Source organism: Streptomyces sp. F001 (assembly GCF_004187715.1).
Lineage (GTDB): Bacteria > Actinomycetota > Actinomycetes > Streptomycetales > Streptomycetaceae > Streptomyces > Streptomyces flavusporus.
This window is the reverse complement of record NZ_QZWF01000025.1, coordinates 22257-42102: the sequence shown is the minus strand read 5'-3', so window position 1 is coordinate 42102 and position 19846 is coordinate 22257. Positions and strand designations below refer to the sequence as shown.

The 19846-nt window shown below is 70.1% G+C and carries 23 protein-coding genes and 2 pseudogenes; 12 read left to right on the top strand and 13 right to left on the bottom strand.

The genetic code is table 11. The annotated features are described in order from the left end of the window. Positions 1-57 precede the first annotated feature (57 nt). A complete protein-coding gene (locus StrepF001_RS38850; RefSeq protein WP_240797866.1) occupies positions 58-873 on the bottom strand; it encodes a slipin family protein in 816 nt (271 codons plus the stop codon). Further along, positions 870-2222 (bottom strand): nodulation protein NfeD, encoded by a 1353-nt coding sequence (locus tag StrepF001_RS38845; protein WP_240797865.1) that lies wholly within the window; start codon positions 2220-2222, stop codon positions 870-872. Before StrepF001_RS38845 ends, StrepF001_RS38850 begins: the two co-directional genes overlap by 4 nt. A 181-nt stretch (positions 2223-2403) precedes the next feature. Here StrepF001_RS38845 and StrepF001_RS38840 point away from each other — a divergent pair, with 181 nt between their 5' ends. After that, positions 2404-3516 carry a helix-turn-helix domain-containing protein gene (locus StrepF001_RS38840; RefSeq protein ID WP_129802862.1) on the top strand — a complete coding sequence of 371 codons (1113 nt, stop codon included), beginning with the start codon at positions 2404-2406 and terminating at the stop codon, positions 3514-3516. A 72-nt stretch (positions 3517-3588) separates the two neighbouring features. On the opposite strand, the gene StrepF001_RS45945 is transcribed toward StrepF001_RS38840, so the two are convergent. Next, positions 3589-3729, bottom strand: coding sequence for a hypothetical protein (locus tag StrepF001_RS45945; protein ID WP_165396502.1), 141 nt, complete (start codon positions 3727-3729; stop codon positions 3589-3591). A gap of 334 nt (positions 3730-4063) precedes the next feature. On the opposite strand from StrepF001_RS45945, the gene StrepF001_RS38835 reads away from it, so the two are divergent. Then, positions 4064-4987: a universal stress protein gene (locus StrepF001_RS38835; protein WP_240797864.1), complete on the top strand. Its 924-nt coding sequence runs from the start codon at positions 4064-4066 to the stop codon at positions 4985-4987. A gap of 822 nt (positions 4988-5809) precedes the next feature. Here the strand turns inward: StrepF001_RS38835 and StrepF001_RS38830 are convergent. From StrepF001_RS38830 to StrepF001_RS38815, 4 genes are all read right to left on the bottom strand, one after another. After that, positions 5810-6016 (bottom strand): DUF2180 family protein, encoded by a 207-nt coding sequence (locus StrepF001_RS38830; protein WP_129802861.1) that lies wholly within the window; start codon positions 6014-6016, stop codon positions 5810-5812. Positions 6017-6474: 458 nt separating this feature from the next. Continuing rightward, positions 6475-7185 carry a hypothetical protein gene (locus tag StrepF001_RS38825; RefSeq protein WP_129802860.1) on the bottom strand — a complete coding sequence of 237 codons (711 nt, stop codon included), beginning with the start codon at positions 7183-7185 and terminating at the stop codon, positions 6475-6477. A 113-nt stretch (positions 7186-7298) separates the two neighbouring features. Beyond that, positions 7299-7835 carry a MarR family transcriptional regulator gene (locus StrepF001_RS38820; protein WP_240797863.1) on the bottom strand — a complete coding sequence of 179 codons (537 nt, stop codon included), beginning with the start codon at positions 7833-7835 and terminating at the stop codon, positions 7299-7301. A gap of 34 nt (positions 7836-7869) precedes the next feature. Further along, positions 7870-8970 (bottom strand): PP2C family protein-serine/threonine phosphatase, encoded by a 1101-nt coding sequence (locus StrepF001_RS38815; protein ID WP_129802859.1) that lies wholly within the window; start codon positions 8968-8970, stop codon positions 7870-7872. A 167-nt stretch (positions 8971-9137) separates the two neighbouring features. Here StrepF001_RS38815 and StrepF001_RS38810 point away from each other — a divergent pair, with 167 nt between their 5' ends. The 5 genes and pseudogenes from StrepF001_RS38810 to StrepF001_RS38790 all read left to right on the top strand — a co-directional run bounded on the left by StrepF001_RS38810 (position 9138) and on the right by StrepF001_RS38790 (position 12467). Next, positions 9138-9638, top strand: a complete 501-nt coding sequence (locus tag StrepF001_RS38810; RefSeq protein WP_129802858.1) for a nitroreductase family deazaflavin-dependent oxidoreductase — start codon at positions 9138-9140, stop codon at positions 9636-9638. A 24-nt stretch (positions 9639-9662) separates the two neighbouring features. Continuing rightward, positions 9663-9821 (top strand): annotated as a pseudogene (locus tag StrepF001_RS50235) (Chromate resistance protein ChrB); the annotation flags it as partial. 873 nt (positions 9822-10694) lie between these two features. After that, positions 10695-11183 carry a GNAT family N-acetyltransferase gene (locus StrepF001_RS38800; RefSeq protein ID WP_165396506.1) on the top strand — a complete coding sequence of 163 codons (489 nt, stop codon included), beginning with the start codon at positions 10695-10697 and terminating at the stop codon, positions 11181-11183. A gap of 285 nt (positions 11184-11468) precedes the next feature. Next, positions 11469-12074, top strand: coding sequence for a dihydrofolate reductase family protein (locus StrepF001_RS38795; RefSeq protein ID WP_165396501.1), 606 nt, complete (start codon positions 11469-11471; stop codon positions 12072-12074). 111 nt (positions 12075-12185) lie between these two features. After that, the gene (locus StrepF001_RS38790; protein WP_165396500.1) at positions 12186-12467 is read left to right on the top strand and encodes a hypothetical protein; all 282 of its coding nucleotides are present in this window, start codon (positions 12186-12188) and stop codon (positions 12465-12467) included. A 159-nt stretch (positions 12468-12626) separates the two neighbouring features. Here the strand turns inward: StrepF001_RS38790 and StrepF001_RS38785 are convergent, their stop codons facing one another. Beyond that, entirely contained in the window at positions 12627-12845 is a 219-nt protein-coding gene (locus StrepF001_RS38785; RefSeq protein ID WP_206307076.1) for a hypothetical protein, read from the bottom strand. Between the two features lie 511 nt (positions 12846-13356). Here StrepF001_RS38785 and StrepF001_RS38780 point away from each other — a divergent pair. After that, entirely contained in the window at positions 13357-13803 is a 447-nt protein-coding gene (locus StrepF001_RS38780) for a cupin domain-containing protein (RefSeq protein ID WP_129802855.1), read from the top strand. 153 nt (positions 13804-13956) lie between these two features. Here the strand turns inward: StrepF001_RS38780 and StrepF001_RS38775 are convergent, their stop codons facing one another. After that, complete coding sequence (locus StrepF001_RS38775) at positions 13957-14481, bottom strand: DUF4396 domain-containing protein (protein WP_129802854.1); 525 nt, start codon at positions 14479-14481, stop codon at positions 13957-13959. 211 nt (positions 14482-14692) lie between these two features. Beyond that, entirely contained in the window at positions 14693-14881 is a 189-nt protein-coding gene (locus tag StrepF001_RS46620; RefSeq protein ID WP_206307075.1) for a hypothetical protein, read from the bottom strand. Between the two features lie 54 nt (positions 14882-14935). On the opposite strand from StrepF001_RS46620, the gene StrepF001_RS38765 reads away from it, so the two are divergent. Beyond that, on the top strand, positions 14936-15493 hold the full coding sequence (locus StrepF001_RS38765; protein WP_240797862.1) for a TetR/AcrR family transcriptional regulator C-terminal domain-containing protein: 558 nt from the start codon (positions 14936-14938) through the stop codon (positions 15491-15493). 28 nt (positions 15494-15521) lie between these two features. Here StrepF001_RS38765 and StrepF001_RS38760 read toward each other — a convergent pair. Then, positions 15522-16094 (bottom strand): annotated as a pseudogene (locus StrepF001_RS38760) (multicopper oxidase domain-containing protein); the annotation flags it as partial. Between the two features lie 185 nt (positions 16095-16279). After that, entirely contained in the window at positions 16280-16711 is a 432-nt protein-coding gene (locus StrepF001_RS38755) for a DUF6153 family protein (protein WP_240797876.1), read from the bottom strand. A 203-nt stretch (positions 16712-16914) separates the two neighbouring features. Between StrepF001_RS38755 and StrepF001_RS38750 the strand changes: the two genes are divergently transcribed. Together StrepF001_RS38750 and StrepF001_RS38745 are read left to right on the top strand one after the other, a co-directional pair. Next, positions 16915-17340, top strand: coding sequence for a DUF6153 family protein (locus tag StrepF001_RS38750; RefSeq protein WP_129802852.1), 426 nt, complete (start codon positions 16915-16917; stop codon positions 17338-17340). 314 nt (positions 17341-17654) lie between these two features. Then, positions 17655-18335, top strand: coding sequence for a hypothetical protein (locus tag StrepF001_RS38745; protein ID WP_129802851.1), 681 nt, complete (start codon positions 17655-17657; stop codon positions 18333-18335). Between the two features lie 30 nt (positions 18336-18365). Here StrepF001_RS38745 and StrepF001_RS38740 read toward each other — a convergent pair whose 3' ends face one another. Then, the gene (locus StrepF001_RS38740; protein WP_129802850.1) at positions 18366-19043 is read right to left on the bottom strand and encodes a TetR/AcrR family transcriptional regulator; all 678 of its coding nucleotides are present in this window, start codon (positions 19041-19043) and stop codon (positions 18366-18368) included. A gap of 120 nt (positions 19044-19163) precedes the next feature. Here StrepF001_RS38740 and StrepF001_RS38735 point away from each other — a divergent pair, with 120 nt between their 5' ends. After that, a complete protein-coding gene (locus StrepF001_RS38735) occupies positions 19164-19787 on the top strand; it encodes a class I SAM-dependent methyltransferase (protein WP_129802849.1) in 624 nt (207 codons plus the stop codon). The last annotated feature ends 59 nt before the right edge of the window (positions 19788-19846 follow it).

The following is a 19846-nucleotide window of genomic DNA, read 5'->3' as shown; positions in this document are numbered from 1 at the left end:
AACCTCCTCGAAGCCTTGAGGGAGCGGGCCGAAACCGGCCGACGGGGTTCGAGGGCGCTAGGACTTGTCCATGGCGAGCCTCTCCGCGCCCGTCTTCTCGGCGCCGACGGGGGTCGGGGGCTGGCGGAGCATGTCGACGAGGCGGAAGATCTCCATCGGCAGCGGGAAGATGAGGGTGGAGTTCCGCTCGGCGGAGATCTCGGCCATGGTGGACAGGATCCGCAGGTGGAGGGCGGCGGGGTGGCCTTCGAGACGGTCCGCGGCATCCGCCAGGGTTTCGGCGGCCTCGTACTCGCCCTTGGCGTGGATGACCTTGGCGCGCCGGTCACGCTCGGCCTCGGCCTGACGGGCCATGGCGCGCCGCATGGCCTCGGGCAGTTCGACGTCCTTGACCTCGACGAGGGTGACCTTGACGCCCCAGGGGTTGGTGACCTCGTCGATGATGCGCTGGAGCCGCTGGTTGATCTCGTCGCGCTTGACCAGCAGTTCGTCGAGATCGACCTGTCCGAGGATGCTGCGCAGCGTGGTCTGGGCGATCTGTGAGGTGCCTTTGATGTGGTCCTCGATGGCCACGACGGAGCGGTTGGGGTCGACGACGTTGAAGTACGTCACGGCGTTGACCCGCACGGTGACGTTGTCCTTGGTGATGACGTCCTGCGGCGGGATGTCCATGGTCACGGTCCGCAGGGAGACGCGGATCATGCGGTCGACGACGGGGATGATGACGAACAGCCCCGGTCCCTTGGCGCCGATGATCCGGCCGAGGCGGAAGATCACTCCGCGCTCGTACTCGGGCACGATCTTCACTGCGGCCATCAGGAGCATGAGCAGGACGACTGCTCCGATGATGATGCCGATGAGTCCTGAGTTCATGATCCGTCCTCCGGTGCGGTGTGCGGTCCGTCGTGGGCGGCCTCGGCGCTCTCGACGATCAGGTCGAGGCCGTCGAGGTCCACGACGCGGACGTGCTGTCCTTCGGTGACGGGTGCCGTGCGCCCGCGGGCGGCCCACCACGCGCCGTCGAGCAGGATCTGGCCCCTCTCGCCGTCCACCCGTTGCACGACGGCCTCACGGCCCAGCAGCCCTTCGTGCCCCGTGGTCGGCGGAGCCTTCCGGGCCCGCCAGGCAAGACGCCCGGCGAGCACCGAGCCGCCGCCCACCACCACGGCGGTCGGCCACAGCACGGCCGGATCAACGCCCAGCTCACCGCGGAAGAGCAGGATTCCGGCAAACGCCAGGGACACCGCACCGCCGGCTGCGAACACGCCGACTCCGGGTGTGAGTACTTCCGCGGCGAACAGGGCGCCGGCCAGGATCAGCAGGAGCAGGCCGCCGACGTGGAAGGGCAGCACGCTCAGCGCGACGAACCCGAGCACGAGCAGGACCGCCCCGATGACGCCGCCGACCCCCATGCCCGGAGTCGCCAGTTCGTAGATCACGGCAAGGGTTCCGATGGAGAGGAACAGGAACGCCAGCTCGGGGCTGGCCAGTAGCTGCCGGACCTCTCCGAAGAAGCCGAGATCGTGCTCCACGACCCGGGCGCCCGCGGTGTGCAGGACGACCTCGTGCCGCTCGCCCTGCGGGCCGACCACGACGCGGCGGCCGTCCAGCTCGTTGAGCAGGGCTTCGCGTGACGGCGCCACGAGGTCGACCACGTCGGTGCGCACGGCCTCCCGGTCGGACACCGACGTGCCCTCGCGCACCATGTCCCGGGCGAAGTCCGTGCTGCGGCCCCGCTGCTCGGCGATGGACACGGCGAACGCGACCGAGTCGTTGACCACCTTGTCGCTCGCCTCTTCGCCCTGACCGGTCACGGGCGTGCCGGCCCCGATGTGCGTGCCGGGTGCCATGGCGGCGACGTGCGCGGACATCGCGATGTAGGCGCCGGCCGACGCCGCACGGGCGCCGGGAGGAGTGACGTACACGACGACGGGCACGTCGGAGGCGAGGAACTCCTGCACGATCTCCCGGGTCGACTGCAGGAGCCCTCCGGGGGTGTCCATCTCGATCACGTAGGCGGCGTGGCGTTCGCGCTCGGCGAGGCGCAGTCCGTCCTCGAGGTGGTCGGCGACGACGGGGGTGATGGTGCCGTCGACCCGCGTGAGGAGCACGCTCGGCGTCTGGGCCGCGCTGATCGCCGGGGCGGCGAGCAGGCAGCCAAGCGCTGTCAGGAGGACTGCGGCGAGCCTCCGGACGAGACCGGTGGGGAGGATTCGGGGCACGGGTGCGGTACCCCCTGGTTCCTGACGCTGGGACCCTACCTTGCGGATTACCCGACTGACCTGCGCGGATACGGACCGCAGTGAGACACCGGCGGACATCTGGGGGTGCGGCACCTTGCCGGGGGTCGGCAAAGTGAAGGTAAACTCAAAGCTTGCCGAGCGGACAAATGGGGTGGCCCGGATGACTGCCAGCAGCAGTCCCTCCGCGGGGACATGGGGCGGACCGCCCCACGAGGAGCTGCTGGCCAGGGTCCTGTTGCGGAACGGCGGTCTGGACGCCGAGGATCGCGCCCGACTGAGTGAAGCGGCGGCTCACGCCGCCGACAACGGCACCCCGCTGCGCGAACTCATCGACACCTACCTGGGCGCTCTGTGCCGTACCTGCTCACCGTCCGCGGCCGGGGCTCAGGAACGCCCCGCCTCAACGCCGATCCCGGCGGACGCGCTACGGCCCATCCGGGACGTCGCGGTCACGCTCACCGAGGGATACGAGGCCGCGCACCGGGCGGCCATCCGGCGGGAAGAGGAGATCAGGCAGGCATTCCTCGACGAGCTGTTGCACGGCGCCGGCGACCTCGGCCGGATGGCGGAGCAGGCCCACCGCATCGGCTTCCGGTTCGCCGGGCCTCACCGCGTCGTCGTGGCACGGGCCGAGGCGCCCTTCAGCGCGGCAGACCCGGCCACCCGATACGTCGAAGAGGCCATGGCCTCGGGGCACGACGCCTGGGAGAGCCTGGTCGCCGCCAAGGACGGAAGACTGATCTGCATCTGCGCCGGAAGCGGCACGACTGCCCCCGACCACTTCGCCGAGCACGTTCAGCGTTCGGTCGCCCGGCATCCCCAGATCGCCGTCAGCCGCTCCCGCCCGGGGGCGAACGGCGTCGTCCGCTCCTACCGCGAAGCCCGCGAAACCCTCGACCTCGCCCACCGCCTTGCCGTCTCCCGTCCCGTTATCCACGCGTCCGACCTGCTGGTGTTCCAGGTGCTCGGCCGGGACAGAGCGGCCATCACCGACCTGGTAGCCACGGTGCTCGGGGGACTCGGGCAGGCCCGCGGCGGGCCGGGCCCGCTCCTGCACACCTTGACCACCTACTTCGACAGCGGCTGCACCAACACCGTCACCGCACGACGCCTCGGCCTCAGCGTCCGGACCGTGGCCTACCGAATCGCCCGCGTCCGCACCCTGACGGGCTACGACCCCACCATCCCCGACCAGCGCTACACCCTGCAGACCGCCACCCTCGGAGCACGCCTGCTCAATTGGCCCGCAGTCCCCTTGCAGCCCTCCGACTGAGGTGAGACATCGAGCGGACCCTCACCCGCCTATGGCCGGGGTCACCGTCGAGGAGTCGGCCTTGGGAGACGGTCACACGGTGGTCTTCACCGGCTCCGGGTGTTCGTCGGCCTCGTCGGTTTCACCGGCCTTGCGGGCGCGGACGAACTCCAGGATGCCGGAGCTGACGGTTCCCCACGGCCAGACCAGCGAGCAGACACGCATACAGTTCACACGATCAACGACTCCTGTCAGGGCCAGTAGGACCGTGCCCTACGCAGTGAGAACGGACGAGGGGCTTGTAGCAGCAGCGCGAGGCGACGAGGCGGAGGAAGGCCAAGCGTTGGCAGGGAATGCGCTCGTAGAAGGGACTGAGCTGGGGATAGCCGACATACGTCACGGGGCGCATCCCCTGGAAGGCTCTTCCGGTCTATACGGGGGCGGGTGTGGTCCGCACTGAACAAACCGCAACGCGGGCTTCTCGAACCGGCGTACGCACCAGTCGGGGACCCTCCCGGGTACCGCCGGCCGGACGGTATCCGGGCCGCGCCGGTCGGGCGGAGGGAGAATGAGAGGGGATCCCGGCGCGCTGAAGGCGGTGAGAACCATGGTGCTGCCCTTGGTCGTGGGTGTCGACGGCTCGGAGCCCAGCCTCCACGCCGTCGATTGGGCCGTGGCCGAAGCGGTCCGCCACGGTCTCCCGCTGCGAATCGTCCACGCCTCGCTGTGGGAGCGGTACGAGGACGCGGCCCTGGCGGACACCCCCGGGGCCGTCTCGGACGTGGTGACCGAGCACGACCTCGCCGAGAGCGTCGTGGCGGGAGCGGCCCATCGTGCCCGGAAGCGCGCGCCAACGCTCGAGATCAGCACAGGCGTGGTGCCGGAGGATCCCGTGTCGGCGCTGTTGCGCGAAGCGCGCCTCGCCGGAGCCGTCGTGACCGGGGTACGAGGCAGGGGCCCGATCAGGGAGCTCCTGCTCGGCTCGGTCAGTCTCTCCCTGGCGGCTCGGGCCCCCTGTCCGGTGGTCGTCGTACGCGGCCGGGCGGAGAACAGAGAAGCCGCCAACGGCCGCATCGTCGTGGGCGTCGGCGGTGCCACAGCCCCGGCAGCGCTCCGGTATGGCTTTCGGGAGGGTGAGGTGCGCGGGTGCGAGGTCGAGGCCGTACGAGCCTGGCGTCGCCCGGCGCACAGGACTGCACCGCACTCACTGTTGACCGGGGAGCCCGCCCATGCCGAGGAGGACCGCGCTTTGGCTCTGCTCGACGAGGCATTGGACGGTGTTGCCAAGGAGTACCCCGGTGTGCTCGTGCACCGCGCGCTTGTCGAGGGCTCCGCACGCCATGCGCTGATGGCCCGGTCGTCAGCGGCCGACCTCCTGGTCATCGGGGCCCGTCAGCGTGGCGGCCACTTCGGACCGCAGCTCGGCCTGGTGGGACATGCAGTGTTGCACCACTCCGAGTGTCCGGTGGCGGTGGTTCCGCAGCAGGAATGACGTCGGCCGGCTGAGCGGTCACCAAATGAGCCTGAGCCCCGCTCCTGTGGCGGTTCGGACCGCTGAACTCCACTTGCTCGGAGTTGCTGCTCACCTACCTGTTGTTGCACCGCGACGTGCGGCAGCCGCGTAAGCACCTGGCGTTCCTGCTGTGGCCCGGCTCGACCGAGCGGAGGGCACGAACCTGCGCAGGGCGCCGCACCCCCGCCCCGAGACCGACCGGCTGATCGAGATCGCCTCTACGGCGGCCGGCGCGGAGGGGGAGTCGTCCACTGCCACGACCGGCCCGGACATCGGGCTGCGCTCTCCTCGCCATGGCGTCGACGCGGGCAACGGCCCGGTGTCCTGCCCTCCCAGCCTCTCGTGGCCCCCATACGGGCGCCCACCACCTGAACTGCACGCGCTTCCGTCTCCCCGGGGGCTGGGGCAGGGGGAACAGGTCGGAGGCGTATACGGCCGCGGCGACGAGGACGAATTGAACTCCTCACCGCAGCGCGCCCAGGCCACCCTTGGGAAGGCGTACGGTTCACGACGTCGTGGGGATCGCGCACCCCGCTGGACAACCGGAGTCCAGGCGGGGAGCGTCTGGCTGCCCAGGCTGTACCCGAAGAGAACGACGAGCAGGGGCACCGTCCAGTGATGGCAGCGGCACCCCCAGAACTCGTCACATCTGTACCGAGCCGTTCATCGCCATCTCCTGCGGACTGAAGGGCAGGCGGTCCTCCGTCCGAGCCGATACAGCGGGACGGGGCACCGACCAGGCCCCGTCCCGACCATGCTGTGCACGCGTTGCGCTGGTCGACGCGTCTGCCACCGCGCCCATCAGTCCTCGTGCACGGCATGAGAGCAGACCCCGCACAAGATTTCTCGTGCCGCAGGCTCATGTGTGGCCTTTCCCATGCCCACGAGTTGTGTGATCATTTTCGTTTCATCCCGTACATGCTCCGAGCAGAGAGCGGCACCGCAGGAGCGGCAGATGGCCACCGCGGTGGAAACGCGCTCCAGGGCAAGGCAGTCGAAGCAGTTCATGACGCCTTCCCTTCCATCAATCTCTCCCACCGGTCTTGCCGATCGGCCGGCCAAGTCCGCCACGGGCGGCGTGACCGTGCATGGCCCGTGCCGAGGCAGTCCGGATGCCGAGGCAGTCCGGAGCCTGAACGACGCGAGGACCCCGACAACAGCGATCTCCGCTCAGTCGTACCGCCGCGCCTGCGGCACGCGCGGGATTCGGCGAAGAGCGCGTCGAGCCGCTCGGTGTGCTGGGCTGGGGATTGCCGCGGATCAGATGCCGCTCGATGTCGGCGCAAGCCCGCTCGGCTCCGGTCGGTTTTTCCTTAAGCCGTGCATCTCGTCCACCTCCAGCCAGCGGAGGAACCCCCATCGGCATCGGGAAGCTGAGGAGGAGTTTCACGAGTACCCCTAGACGCTTGCTCTATGCAAAGCTTCGGGCTTCGCCCACCCCGAGGGCGGGAGCCCAATTGCCCTGATCAGCCGGTTTTGCGCTGGGACGTCGACGTTCGGACCGGCCCGAGCCGGAAGGAGCGTACGACCGCGATCACACTCCCGGCGGCCAGCGCCAGCGCCAGTGTGCCGGCGCCGATCAGGGCCGCGCGCTCGGTCCCCGGGGCGGCAAGACCACGCGGCGGCACGTGCCCTTCAGGGTCGAACACCACCGTCAGCGCGTCACCGGGCCGGGTCGACTGGCGACAGCCCCGCCAGATGCGCGTCCGGAGCGGAGCCCCGTCGCTGTCGGCCACGGAACACAGGTAGCGGCCGTGGCCCCGGCCTGACCCCGGGCCGGCCTCGACCGAGGTCACCACGACCGACTGCACCTGACCGCGGTGTGCCAGCACCGCTCCAGCCGCTACCTGCGGTACCAGCAGAGCAAGGCAGACACCCAGTACGGCAACGACGCCCACGAGCGCGCGTCCGGCGCCGGTGATCAGCAGGTACAGGGCGAGAGCGGCGGCGAGGACCAGCCCGGCCTCGCCACTGGCAAGGGTCGGCGTCCCGGTCCACACCCCCATGGCGCCGGCCCCGACGATCAGGCCCGCGCCCAGGACACCGGCCAGCAGCCCCTCTCCGACCAGCCACCAAGGAGGCGGCCCGATGAACTCGGCCGGTCCCCACAAGGTCGCTCTCAGGTGAGCGGCCAGCCGGACTTCCGCCACGGGTGGTCGCCGACACGGCCGGCGCATGAGCTCCCTCCCTGGCATGGTCCATGGGTCCAGGTCGGCAGCCCCGACCTCCGCATCCCTTGCATTATGCAAAATTCACCGGGGGCAGGAAGCCCGCACCGGGCGTGGGGTCCTCACTCCCTGTGTCGCACGGCCGGGGTGTCCTCCCAGCCCAGGGGATGCGGACCCGGATCCCCTGGGGCAGGTGCAAGGGGCTCACCACCCGCCTCGTTGAAGGCCGTGAGCGCCTCGACGAGCGCCGCGCGCTGGTGCGGGTCCAGGCGTTCGACGATCGCGGCGATCTCGCTCCGCCGTCGCGCGGTGACGTCAGCGACGGTGCGCCGTCCTTCCTCGGTGAGCTTCAGGAGGGTCTCGCGTCGGTTGTCCGGGTTGGTCTGCCGGTCGGCCAGCCCGGCCGCGATCAGCCGGTCGACCATCCGCATCGCCGTCGAGGGCGCCACCTGGAGCAGGTCGGCGAGCGCCACCAGCTTGGTGGCTCCGCGCGTGGACAGCACCACCAGCATGCGGAACTGCGGGAGGGTGACCCGTTCCTCGACCTGGGCGAGCGAGCGGGCGGAGACCGCGACCAGCAGCCGTGACGCGGTCAGTACCGCCTGGGTGACCGCATCCACGTCGTCCACGCCCCTCGCGGGGTCCTCGCGTTCCGCCATGGTCTCTTTCTATCGCGCCCAGGGGTCTTGGCACTCAGCCGACCGGCCCAGTTTTTTCCTGTCCATGACCATCTCCGTGACCGTGATAGCGCAGCAGGAGCATCGCCGCGTCGTCGTGCGGCGGTCCGGCGGCATGCCGCACGACGTCCTCGCGGAGCGTCGCCAGGGCGGCGTGCGCGTCCGGGTCCTTGAGCAGGTGCGCCCGCTCGGCGAGCGGATAGAAGCCGCCGCGCCGGTCGCGGGCCTCCGTGACACCGTCGGTGTACAGCAGCAACTGCTCCCCCGGCGCGAACGAGACCCGATGGGGTTTCGGCCCCTCACCCCCATGGGCACCCAGGCCCAGCGGCAGCGCGTAGGCGGGCGGCTGGGCGAACACGGGGACGCCGTCACACCGTACGACCATCGGGGCCGGATGACCGTAGTTCAACAAGACGACCTCCTGCTCCGCACCGACCTCGGCGAGGATCGCGGTCACGAACTTCTCCCCCTCCAGCTCCCGGGCCACACTGCGTTCCAGCCGCTCGCCCAGCCCCACCAGGTCCGGCTCGTCGTGCGCCGCCTCCCGGAACGCACCGAGCACGACGGCCGCCGTCTCCACGGCCGCCAGCCCCTTGCCCTGCACGTCCCCGACGATGACCCGGACTCCGTGCGGCGAGGCGACCACCTCGTACAGATCACCTCCGATGCGTGCCTCCGCGACCGCCGAGGTGTACGACACCGCCGCCTGCAGCGGTCCCGCGGTCAGCGGCACCGGGCGCAGCAGCACCCGCTGCGCGACCTCCGCGATCGACCGCACACTGGCCAGTTCCGCCTCCCGGCCCGAGCGCATCACCGCGGCCGCGATGCCCACACCGGTCACACCGGCGACCGACGCCATGGCGGTGTACCCCCGGCGGGACTCGAAGAGCCCGTCGTACAGACCGAGCCCGACGCACAGCAGCAGCGCCGCCCCGCCGATCACCGCCGTGCGACGCCAGCCCCCGACCAGGCCCGCGAACGCCGGCCCCAGCGACACCAGCGGCAGCAGCCCCACGCCCGGTCCGGCGACGATGTCCGCGACCGCCACCACGCTCATCACCACAACCGGCATCCAGGACAGCAACGCGAGACCGGCCCGCGGCCTTTTTCCGGTCATGGCGCACTCCCCCACGCTTTAAGGGCACCGGAATCGCCTTCCTGGATGCCGACACCCTTCCCTCACATTTAGACTATGCAAAGATCGCCTCGGCGTAAGCAGCCCCCGTCCGGCCCTTTACCCAATCGAGGCCGGGCCCGACATACCCCGACGTCCGGAGTACGGCCATGACGCAGCGGGACACGACCCACGGATACCGCCGGACACCGACGGGCCGGCGGCGTCTCGCGGCACGGCTGCCCATCGTTCTTTTCCGCGCCGGACTGGGGCCACTCTTCGCTGGGCGGCTGCTCCTGCTGCACCACACCGGCCGCGTCACGGGACTCGACCGGCAGGTCGTGCTGGAAGTCGTGGCATACGAACCGGCCGACGGCAGCTGGACCGTGGCCTCCGGGTTCGGCTCGGGGGCCGACTGGTACCGCAACCTGCGACACCAGCCGAAGACCGTGATTCAGTTCGGCAATCGCCACCATGCCGTGACCGCGCACTTCCTCCCGCCGGACGAGGGGGCCGAGCTCATGGCGCGCTACGCCCTGCGCCATCCGCGCACTGCCCGCCGCCTGTGTGCCTTCATGGGCTTTCCCGTGGACGGAAGCACGGCGTCCTTCCGCGAGGTGGGACAAGCCATTCCCTTCGTCCGCCTCGACAGCGCGGAGCGTGGAGACTGACGCCCGTACGACGGCCGAGACGACCTGAACACTGCGCGCACGACCTTCGCCGAGGTGGAGGAGTCCGAGGCCGACCTGGCTCGCTTCGAGGCGTGGGTCTCCAAGATCGCGGCCCGGGACTATTTTGCCGCGCCGATCGGTACCGAGGTCCGCGCCGAGCTGGAGCGCGCCCGCATCGCTATGAAGGCGTTCGAGGCCGCCGCCCTCGCTGAAGACACGAACCCCGACACCAACAGCAGCACGGGGCGCGGCCCGGTCCGCTGCCCGCCCTCGAAGGAGAAGGACGCCGCCCGTGAACATTTGGTGGTCCATAGCCCTCGCCGTGGTCGGCGGGCCGCTGCTCTGGCTGCAAGGGGGCTCCTGGCCGCGACGATCGTCGGCACCGCGCTCGTGGGTGCCTGGACCGGGATTACCACGCTCGGCAGTGGCGAGGCGGGGCTGGTGTGCGTCGCCGTGCTCGCCCTCTATCTGTTCGCCGTACGCGCCGGGTGGGCGCTGATCGGCACGGTCGCTGTCCTCGGTGTGTTCCTCGCGCTACAGGCACCCCAGGCCGCTGTGGGTGTGGTCCTTGCGGAGCGGGGGCGGGTGCAGTCCGTGGTGGTGACGTCGGTCGAGGGTGCGCAGGAGACGGTCACTGGGCGTGGCCGCTACTTCTGTTCAGTGGCTGACCACGACGGCATCCCCCTCCAGGTCCGTATCTGGCGGGGCTGTGGCCGGACCACCCGGCCGGGAGACGCGATCGCCGTTGTGTACGACCCGAAGGGGCAACTGCCGCAAACGCTACGCGGCCCGGGAGATCTTCCACCTGGTCAGACCTGTGCAGTCGCAACCCCCGTCATAGGGGCAGTGACACGGCGAGGCCCGTCGGAAGCCGTTCCGACGGGGACCTCCGCGCGGAGCCGTGAGACGCCGAAGCCGCACCGGAGCGCTCCGGCGCGGCTTCGGCGTGAGATCGGTTGCGCTCGCACGAGCGGTTCCCGGGAGCGGTGCAGGAGCGCCTGCCCGAGCAGCCGACCCGCCGCACGACGGCACGCCGCGGTGCGAAATACTCTCCCGATGAGTTCACGCACTTCCCCGATCAGCCAGCCGATCACGATACGGAGGGCCGTCGCGCGGGATGCCAAACGGCTCACGCGGCTCGTGCGTGGCTCAGGCGCCTACAAGGGTAAGTACGCAGCCGCAGTCGCGGGCTACCGGGTCGGTCCTGACTACATCGAGGCCCACCGCGCCTTTGTGGCCGTCGGCGCCGACGAGCATGGAGGCCGGGTCCTGGGGTTCTACTCGCTCGTCCTCGCTCCACCGGAGCTCGACCTGCTGTTCGTTGCCGACGAAGCGCAAGGGCGGGGTATTGGACGGCTGCTCGTCGCGCACATGCAGTCCGAGGCCCGTGCCGCCGGGCTGGACCGTGTCAAGGTCGTGTCGCATCTTCCCACCGAGGACTTCTACCACCGCGTCGGTGCAGTGCGGATCGGGACCGCGCTCGCGAACCCGCCCGCCGTGCCGTGGGACCGTCCCGAATTCGAGTTTCGCATTCCTTCGGAATGACGCGGTGCGCCGGTTCGCAGGGCACCGGCTTCGCCTGCGTGGTGGCCGGCACGCAGGAGCCGCTGGACACCGCGCGCTCCGTGTGCGCCGTCGTCTTTGCCCTGGCAGGGGGATCGCCTGCGCCAGCGGCCTCTCCTGGCGACTCCCTCACCCCCGGCACTCCCAGGGCCATCGAAATCGCGCACACCTCAGCTCGCTCCACACACGATCGAGGTCGGCCGCGGAAGTTCCGCCGATGAGTTTGCGGCGGTTGTGCGGTCTACCCGTCGACGAAGGGAGCGCACCATGCGCGAGATCATCGTTTGCACGTTCCTGACGCTGGACGGCGTCATGCAGGCGCCGGGTGGTCCGGACGAGGACGCTGAGAGCGGCTTCGAGCACGGCGGCTGGCAGAAACCGGTGGCCGACGACGAGGTCGGCACGGCCATCTCCGGTTGGTACGAGCCCTCCGACGCGATGCTGCTCGGCCGCAAGACGTACGAGATCTTCGCGTCGTACTGGCCGACCGCCGATCCCGGCAACCCGTTCACCAATCGGATGAACAGCATGCACAAGTACGTGGCGTCTCGGACCCTGACGTCCGTCGAGTGGCAGAACTCCACGCTCCTGGAGGGCGACTTCGTCGATGCCGTACGCAAGCTGAAGGCGTCCGACGGCGGGAACATCAACGTCGTCGGCAGCGGCGACCTCGCCCAGACCCTCATGCAGCACGGCCTCGTCGACGAGTACCGGTTGACCATCCATCCGGTGATCATCGGCACCGGCAAGCGGCTGTTCGCCGACGGAGCGATCCCCACTGCGCTGGAGCCGGTCAGCGTCTCGACGACGAAGGGCGGCACCATCGTCGGCGTCTACCGGCCGAACGGTAAGCCCAGCTACGACAGCTACTAGGTGTACTTCCTGCACCAGGACCAGGTTCAGTCTCTCCTTGGCGAGCAGCGGACGGAGTCCGCGCGGGCGCGGGCTGCCCGCAGGAGCGAGCCCGAGGCAGCGTTGCCCTACGTGCTCGCCACAGAACTGGCCGAGGCGCTCTCCTCGCTGGGAGTCGGCGAGTTGGCGAGGTGCGTCCTGGAGCAGGACTTGCGCACGGGGCAGGTCATCGGCGCTGAGCTGGATTTTGCGTTCCATCGGGACCGGGACCACGACGCCCCAGGCTTCAAGCCGTTCAGCTTTACGGCGGTGCTCGACGCGGGCGAGCCGGTGCGCGTCACCGGCACATTCAACTCGGCAAGAACCGCCATGAGCTTCCCCCGCTGTGCGGGAGGTGGCCGTCAGGGTCGCTGATCCAGATCTCGCCTGGCAGGTAGCCGAAGTCGAGGGCCAGCGCAGCGAAGGGGGCACCAGCAGCGCGGTCAGTGACGGTGTGCCCTGCGCCGGTCAGGGCGTCGCGCAACTGGGGTGTTCGTGGTCCCATCGGCCGGTGCGGGCTCAGGGCGGGGGCACTCAAGCGGCGTGCACCCGGCCGAGAAAATCGCGGAACAGGGCGACGACCTTGTCCAGATGCGTCTCCAGGAGCCAGTGTCCGCCGCGGTCAAGCAGCTGCAGCTCGGCGCCGGGCAAGTCCCGGAGACAGGCGCGGGCGGCGACCTCGGGCACATAGCCGTCGTCACCAAGGCCACACACGACCAGTTGGCGCTCGCCCGCCGCTGTCTCACCGCACACATCGCAAACCTGGGAACCGGGATCACGATGCTCCGGTACCGGCCGCCCCTTCCTCTCGGGCAGAAGGGCAGGGAAGAGGACCCTGTTGGTGCACTCCCCGGACTCCTGCCGGTCGAAGACCAGCTCCGCCGGCACCCCCGGTCACCGATGCCGCCTCCGTCCCGCTGCATTGGCGGCTGTCCTTATCCGTAGAGGAGGCAACCTGGTGAAACGCCGCCGTCGCTGCCAGGTGCCCGCCGATGACATGGTGCGATGCGTTCTCGATGCCGCCGGCTCCCGGATGGTGGCTGCCGCCGACGGGAGGCAGAGTGGTCTCGGGACTATCTGAGCGAGGCAGAAGGCGCACGGTGTGTCACGGATGCGGGCTGTGGTCCTCATGATGGAGCAAGTTGCGTGAGCCCGGAACCGACGAACTCGGTCACCGCCGAACGAGTGGATCGGTTCACTGGTCGAGAAAGCCGTGGCCGACGCAAGATCGTCCATTTCAGGCAAGGTCACGGAGGTGTGGTGCATGTCAGAGAAGAACCCAGCGCACGGGACCGCCGACGAGAGGCCCGAAATCTCGTTGCCGCCCGAAGTCCAGTTGCTGCAAGACGTCACTCCGCCCTTCTTCCCCGAAGGTGGTTCGGGAATGACCATCCTTGTCGAGTGGCCTCCCGGTCACCCCGGGCTCCCTCCGCACCGCCACTCGGGCCCGTCGTTCGGCTACGTGATGGACGGCGCGCTCCGGTTCGAGATCGAGGGTGAGCCGGAGCGTGTGGTCGAGGCCGGTGGGACGTTCTGGGAGCCAGGCGGTGACGTGATCCACTACCAGGACGGCAACGCCCTGTCGGACGCACCGACCAAGTTCGTCGTGACCATGCTGTGCGCGCCGGGTCAGCCGATGCTCACGTTGGTCGACGAGGAGGAGCTGAAGGAGCGGGCGCACCGGCGGGCCCCACGTCCCTCCAAAGGCTGACCCGAAACGCCCTAGGGTCCCGGGCTCCGCCTGCAAGTCCCGTCCGGCCCGCGGGCGGACGACGTTACTTTCGCAACACGCCGTCTAGCCGCGATGGCGTGCCGCAAACGCGCCTGGGGCGCCCCAGGCGCGTTGTGCCGGTCCGTCTGCTGGTCAGTGGTAGCCGTGGGCGACCGCGTGGCCCTTGCCGCGGCCGATCATCCACTTGTTGACCGGGGTGGTGATCAGGAAGGCGACCGCGAAGCCGCCGAGCAGGGCGGACCAGAAGAGGCCGTCGGACAGGTGGGCGTCCATCGCTCCGGGGGTGAGGGCGATGATGGCGTTGTCGACCAGCTCCATTACGGCGATGGAGACGGTGTCGGCGGCGAGCGCGACCTTGATCGCGGTCTTGAAGTCCAGGCCGGCCCGGCGTACGGCGAACAGCGTGAAGGAGTAGCCGAAGAGGAACGCGAGCGCGATCGCCAGGACCATGGTGGGCACGTTGCCCCACAGCAGGGCGGTGCCGATGACCATGCCGAGGATCTCACCGATGGCGCAGCCGGTCAGGCAGTGCAGCGTCGCCTTCGCGGCAGTTCCCCAGGATGCCCCGGCGTGCCCGCCGGGTTCAGCGTGGCCGTGGTGGCCCTCGTGGGCGGCGTGGTCGTGTGCGGTGCCGGTGTGGTGAGCGGTGTGGTCCATGACCTCTTCCTCATTCCCGTCCAGTGTGGCCCGTCCGAGCCCCACACCTACGAACCGTATACCCCTGGGGGGTATTCCGCCAGGCGCGACTTCTTTGGCGGACGGCAGGGCGAACACGGCCCCGGTGCCTTGGGAGACCTTCGATCGCACTCGCGGACCCGGCTCACGGACCGCACACGGAGCCGACGCCCACCGGCTGGGGAGCGAAGAGTCAGTGCACGTGCGGGCCTCCGGTCAGCTGCGGCTTGCCGCGCGGTACGAGTCCCAGGGCCACCGCGGCGCTCGCTGCCGCCGCGAGGGCGCAGACGGTGAAGGCGTTCGTGAAGCCGCCGATGGAGCCGGACTCGATGCCCGAGGCGGCGACCGTGGAGACGACCGCCACGCCGGTCGAGCCGCCCACCTCGTGGAAGGTGTTGACGATGCCGGATGCGAGGCCGCCTTGTGGTGTTCGATCATGCCCAGTGCGGTGGTGGTGGCGGTGACGAAGACCGTGCCGAGGTCGAAGGAGGCGACGATGAAGCCGGGGAGCAGACCCGCGTACACGCTGCCCTCGGCGGACAGCCGGGTCAGCGGCACGGATCCGACGGCGGCAATCGTCATGCCGCCCGCGGCGACGGCGCGGCTGCCGATCCGGCCGACGAGCGCGGCGCTCCTCGACGCCGCCCGCGCCTGGGTGCACGCCGTCAGGACGAACAAGGACGTGATCGCCTTGCGCAACCTGGTCGCCGCCGAACAGCACCGCTTCCCCGAACTCGGACGGGCCTGGCACGGGCATGGCCCGGAGGGCCACCACCCCGCGGTCGCCGGCGCCCTGCGCGCGCTCGCCGATCAGGGGCGGCTGGTCATCCCGGACCTGGAGGCCGCGATCATCCAGCTCTATGCGCTGCTGGTCTTCCCCCACATGGTCTTCAGCACGTACGGCACCCACATCGAGGACGACCTGACGGGTCGCCTCATCGTCAGCGGGGTGGACATGTTCCTCCGGCACTACGGTCCGGGGCAGGAGTGCTGAGTCCCGCCCCGGACCAGGAACCGGAGGCTCAGGCCCGATAGGCCACGAGCGCCATCATTCCGGCCTCGCCGTGGTAGGCGTTGTGGCAGTGCAGCATCCACTGGCCGGGGTTGTCCGCGTCGAAGATGACGGACGTCGTCTTCTTGGGCAGCACGATGGTGGTGTCCTTGCGCGGGCCGGTGCTGCCGAGCTGGTAGGTGTGGCCGTGCAGGTGCATTGGGTGCCACATGTCCGTGGTGTTGACGAAGTCGAGCCGGACACGCCGGCCTTCCTCGACGAGCAGCGGGTTCGTGGTCGGATCGGTCATGTCGTACGCCTTGCCGTTGATGGCCCGGTCGTACTTGTCCATGCCGCCGGTCAGTTCGACGCGGTGGACCAGGTCGGCCTTCTTCGCGTCGAGTCGTACGTCGTCGGCCGCGCGCAGCTGCGTAGCGGTCATGATCATGCCGTCGAGTTCGGCCGGTCGTACGGTCGCCTTCGGCGCGCTTCCCGAACCGGTGCGCATCAGGGCCATGCCGCCGGCGTCCTTGCCCTCGGCGAGCGCGACGAGCGGGAAGATGCCGTCGCCGAGGGTGACCAGCACGTCGTACCGCTCGCCCATGCTGGAGGTGCCGCTGCTGCAGGCGGCGAGGAGGCCGCTGCCTGCAGCACCCAGCCCGGCGAGCAGGACGGAGCGACGGTTGATGCTGTTCACGGAAAGGTCCTCTTCTCGATGCGCGTGAGGCGTTCGGGGGTCCGGACACGGCTCGCCGCCGCCACGGGGACGGGGGAGCCGTGGGACGCGGCCTATATGCGCAACTGGGAGAGGAAGGAGAGGTCGGGTGGCGCGCGAGTCGCGGATCGCGCGACCCCCACTCTCGCGAGCGCTGCGATCTGAGCGGGGAAGCCCGGGGCCGGCGACTCGGGCGGTGCCGCGAGTTGTACGGTGCTGACGCCGGGGGCGGCGCAGAGCTGCATGGCCATGGAAGGGCAGGCCGCGCCGTGGGAGCCGTGTGCCGCGGTGCCGGCTGCTGGTGAGCCGGTGTGGTGGTGGGCGGCAGGAACAGGAGCAGGTCCCGTCATGGCGTGCGGTGCAGCCGCCGACATCGTGGTGAGCGGCGAGCCGGGCAGCTCGTGGTGCAGCAGTACGGCCAGCACGGCACACAGCGTGACGAGCAAGCCACGCAGCCAGCGGGCGGCGCCGCCGGTCTGGGGGCACTGCACCTCTCGTACCGTCATCACGAGCGTCCGCACTTCCTTGCGAGCGAAGGCGGCAGCCCACTATACCCCGCCCGGGTATACGTGTCGTCTCAGGGAACGGTGGCCGCCCCGTCATTACGGGATCCGGCCCTCCGGCATGCGGCGCCATGGGTAGGGTGAGGCGACCAAGGAAAGCCATCAGCGCCTGCACAGGCGTCGGACCAAGCGGCAGGGGCGGGCCTGTGGGCGGTATGAAGGCGAGCGGCGTCGCCGTGCGTCTCGTGCTGCTGGCTCTGCTGCTCGGCCTCGGCGTGCTGCACACACTGAGCCACGCCGGGGCGCACGGCGGCGTTTCGGCACCCACCACGGTCTCGCACTCGCACGAGGCGCATGGCGCGGCGACCGCTGTCGAGGAAACCGGCGCATCACACGCCCCCTCCGCTGCCCACGCGAGCGTGGAGCAGCAGGATCCGCAGCACCGTGCGCACGCCGAAGGGGCGACCGCGGCCGACTGCTTCGCGTTGATCCCGGGCGGGTCATGGCTCGCCCCGCCGCCCTGCACGGCCGTGTCGAGCGGTGCGACGGGCTTCGGTGTGTTTGCTGCCGGTGCGGTCCAGGACCCGGGCGGGGGCCCGGCACTTGCACAGCTGTCGGTGCTGCGGATCTAGGTCGACGGTGATCTGACGCGCGCACCCCAGGGTGTGGCGCGCATCGGTGGGCCGAGCCTTCTTGGCCCTGCACGCCGATCTTCCCTTCACCGTCCACGCTCCCACGGGCCGGTCCATGCCACCCGCAGGCCGGCCTGCGCTGAAAGGCGTCCTCCTGTATGTCCCAGCATCACCTCGCCAACCGCACCGCCGTACCCGCTCCGAGGCGGGCACCGCACCCACATGAGCCGCACGGCGGCGCCCACCAGCAGCAGCTCGTTCCCACGCGAACCTCCGGCCCACAGGCAGAGCCGAGTTCCTCGCCGGGTGGTCGCGTGGAGCGGCGACGGGGCCGGCGGCGTGCGCCGAAGCGCACGCCGCTCCTCGGCAGCTACATCGGTTACGCCGCCACGTTCGTGGGGGCTGGGCTCATCAGCGGCGCGATCGTGCACCATCCGTTGGATCCCTCCCGCTACACCCTCATCGCCGTCGTCGGCGCAGCGGTCTTCCTCTTTGCCACCGTCCTCAACGAGTTCGTTCTCACCAAGCGGCGCCCTGGTGTGACCAGGGTGCTGGGCATCGTGACCGCTTCTCTCGCCTTGTCGTTCGGCATCGGCATGCTCAGCGGCGGACTGCAGCACTTCGAGGACTTTCCCGAACGCGCCGCGATGCTGATTCCCTTCGGGCTGGCCCTGTCGTTCGTGGCCTACGTGCTACGGCACGAGCCCGCCCGCTGGCGCAGCATCGCCGGACCGGCGGGGGCGCTGGTCCTGATCACCGCGGCCCTCGCGTTTGTCGGCCTCCGCGGTATCGCCGACGGGATGGCCGCCGAGTCGGGCGGCGGACACAGTCACGGCGAGGAGACCGCTGAGGAGACAGAGGCGCCGGACGAGGCGGATCCCGGTCACCACCAAGGCACGAACACGGGGACGCCGGCTGCCGGGAAGCCTGAGCGGACCGCGACGCCCGCCGAGACCGTGGACACCGGGCACACCGACGACGGACACAGCCATTGACGCCACGGGGGGCTTTGGCGATGGCGATGCTTATGAACGGGCCTCGTGCGTTCCATGGGCGGAGTGATGCCCGTGGTGGTGCGGCGGATGCACGGCGCCGTCGGTGCGCTGGGGACCCTCCGATGCGTCGAGGGCGCCGGGGCGCACCCCGGCCAGGGTGAGGGCGACGAGCCGGTGGACCGCGGCCTCGGACGGCAGGTCGTCGGCCGCGGTGAGGGCGTGCAGGCAGTAGCTGGCGAGTTCGCCGGGCGCGATGTCGTCGCGGACGGCGCCGGCCTGCGCGCCGTCGGCCAACAGCTCCTCCACCATGCCGTGGAGTCTCTGCTGTGCCTCGATGACCTGGCGGTCGCGGTGCAGGAACGCCGAGAGGTCGCCGTCGTGGTGCTGCCGGGACGCCCGGGAGACGAGGGCGAACGCCCGCAGCACCGCTTCCAGCCGTTCACCGGCACCTTCTGCCCGGTCCCGGACCTCGGCCAAGTGGTCGAGGTGGTGGCCGATCTGCCGCTCGTGCCAGGCGAGGAGGATTGCGTCGACGTCCGGAAAGTACTTGTACAGCGTCGCTCGGCCGATCCCGGAGTCCTTGGCGATCTGCGACATCGTCACCGACGTCAGCCCGTTCTCGGCGACCAGTGCCGCGGTGGTTTCCAGGACCGCATCCCGTACGGCGGCGCGGTGCGCGTCGATCGTCTCGTTCCAGAGCTTGGGCACGGACCCAGCATACGATCCGGCGATGCCGTGACACTATGGATTGACATAGACAGAGTGTCTCGATAAAGCTGTGGCTGTCACGGGGACTCGGGACGATCAGGACAGACGGGAGGACGTGACATGGCCGGCTCGACGCACGATCCCCATGCCGGGACCACCGACCCGCGCAGGCCGGAAGATCTGTACGTCACCAGGCCGCCCTGGGACATCGGCCGGCCTCAGCCGGCGTTCCGGGCCCTCGCCGAAGTCGGCGTCCTGCGCGGCAGGGTCCTGGACGTCGGTTGCGGGACCGGTGAGCACGCGATCATGGCCGCAGGACTCGGCCTGGACGCGACCGGTGTGGACCTTGCCGCGAACGCGCTGCGCACGGCCGAGGACAAGGCCCGGGCAAGAGGCCGTACGGTGCGGTTCCTGCGGCATGACGCCCGGCGGCTCGGTGAACTCGGCGAGTCCTTCGACACCGTTCTCGACTGCGGACTGTTCCACCTCTTCGACGGAAGCGACCGCGCCGCCTACGTCTCCGCCCTGCGGTCCGCCATGCCGCCGGGCGGCCGCTACTTCATGCTCGGGTTCAGCGACCGCCAGGACGGCTCGTGGGGTGCGGTGCACAAGCTGACGCGGGCGGAGATCGAAGCCGCGTTCACCGGCGGATGGAGCGTCGACTCCATCGAACCGTCCACGATCGAGATCACCACCGACCCGGACGGCATCCGGGCGTGGCTTGTGGCTCTCACCCGTACCTGACCAACCCGTCCGGTGCGCCGCCGTACGCACCGAATCAACGCACCAGGCGACGCTCGCCC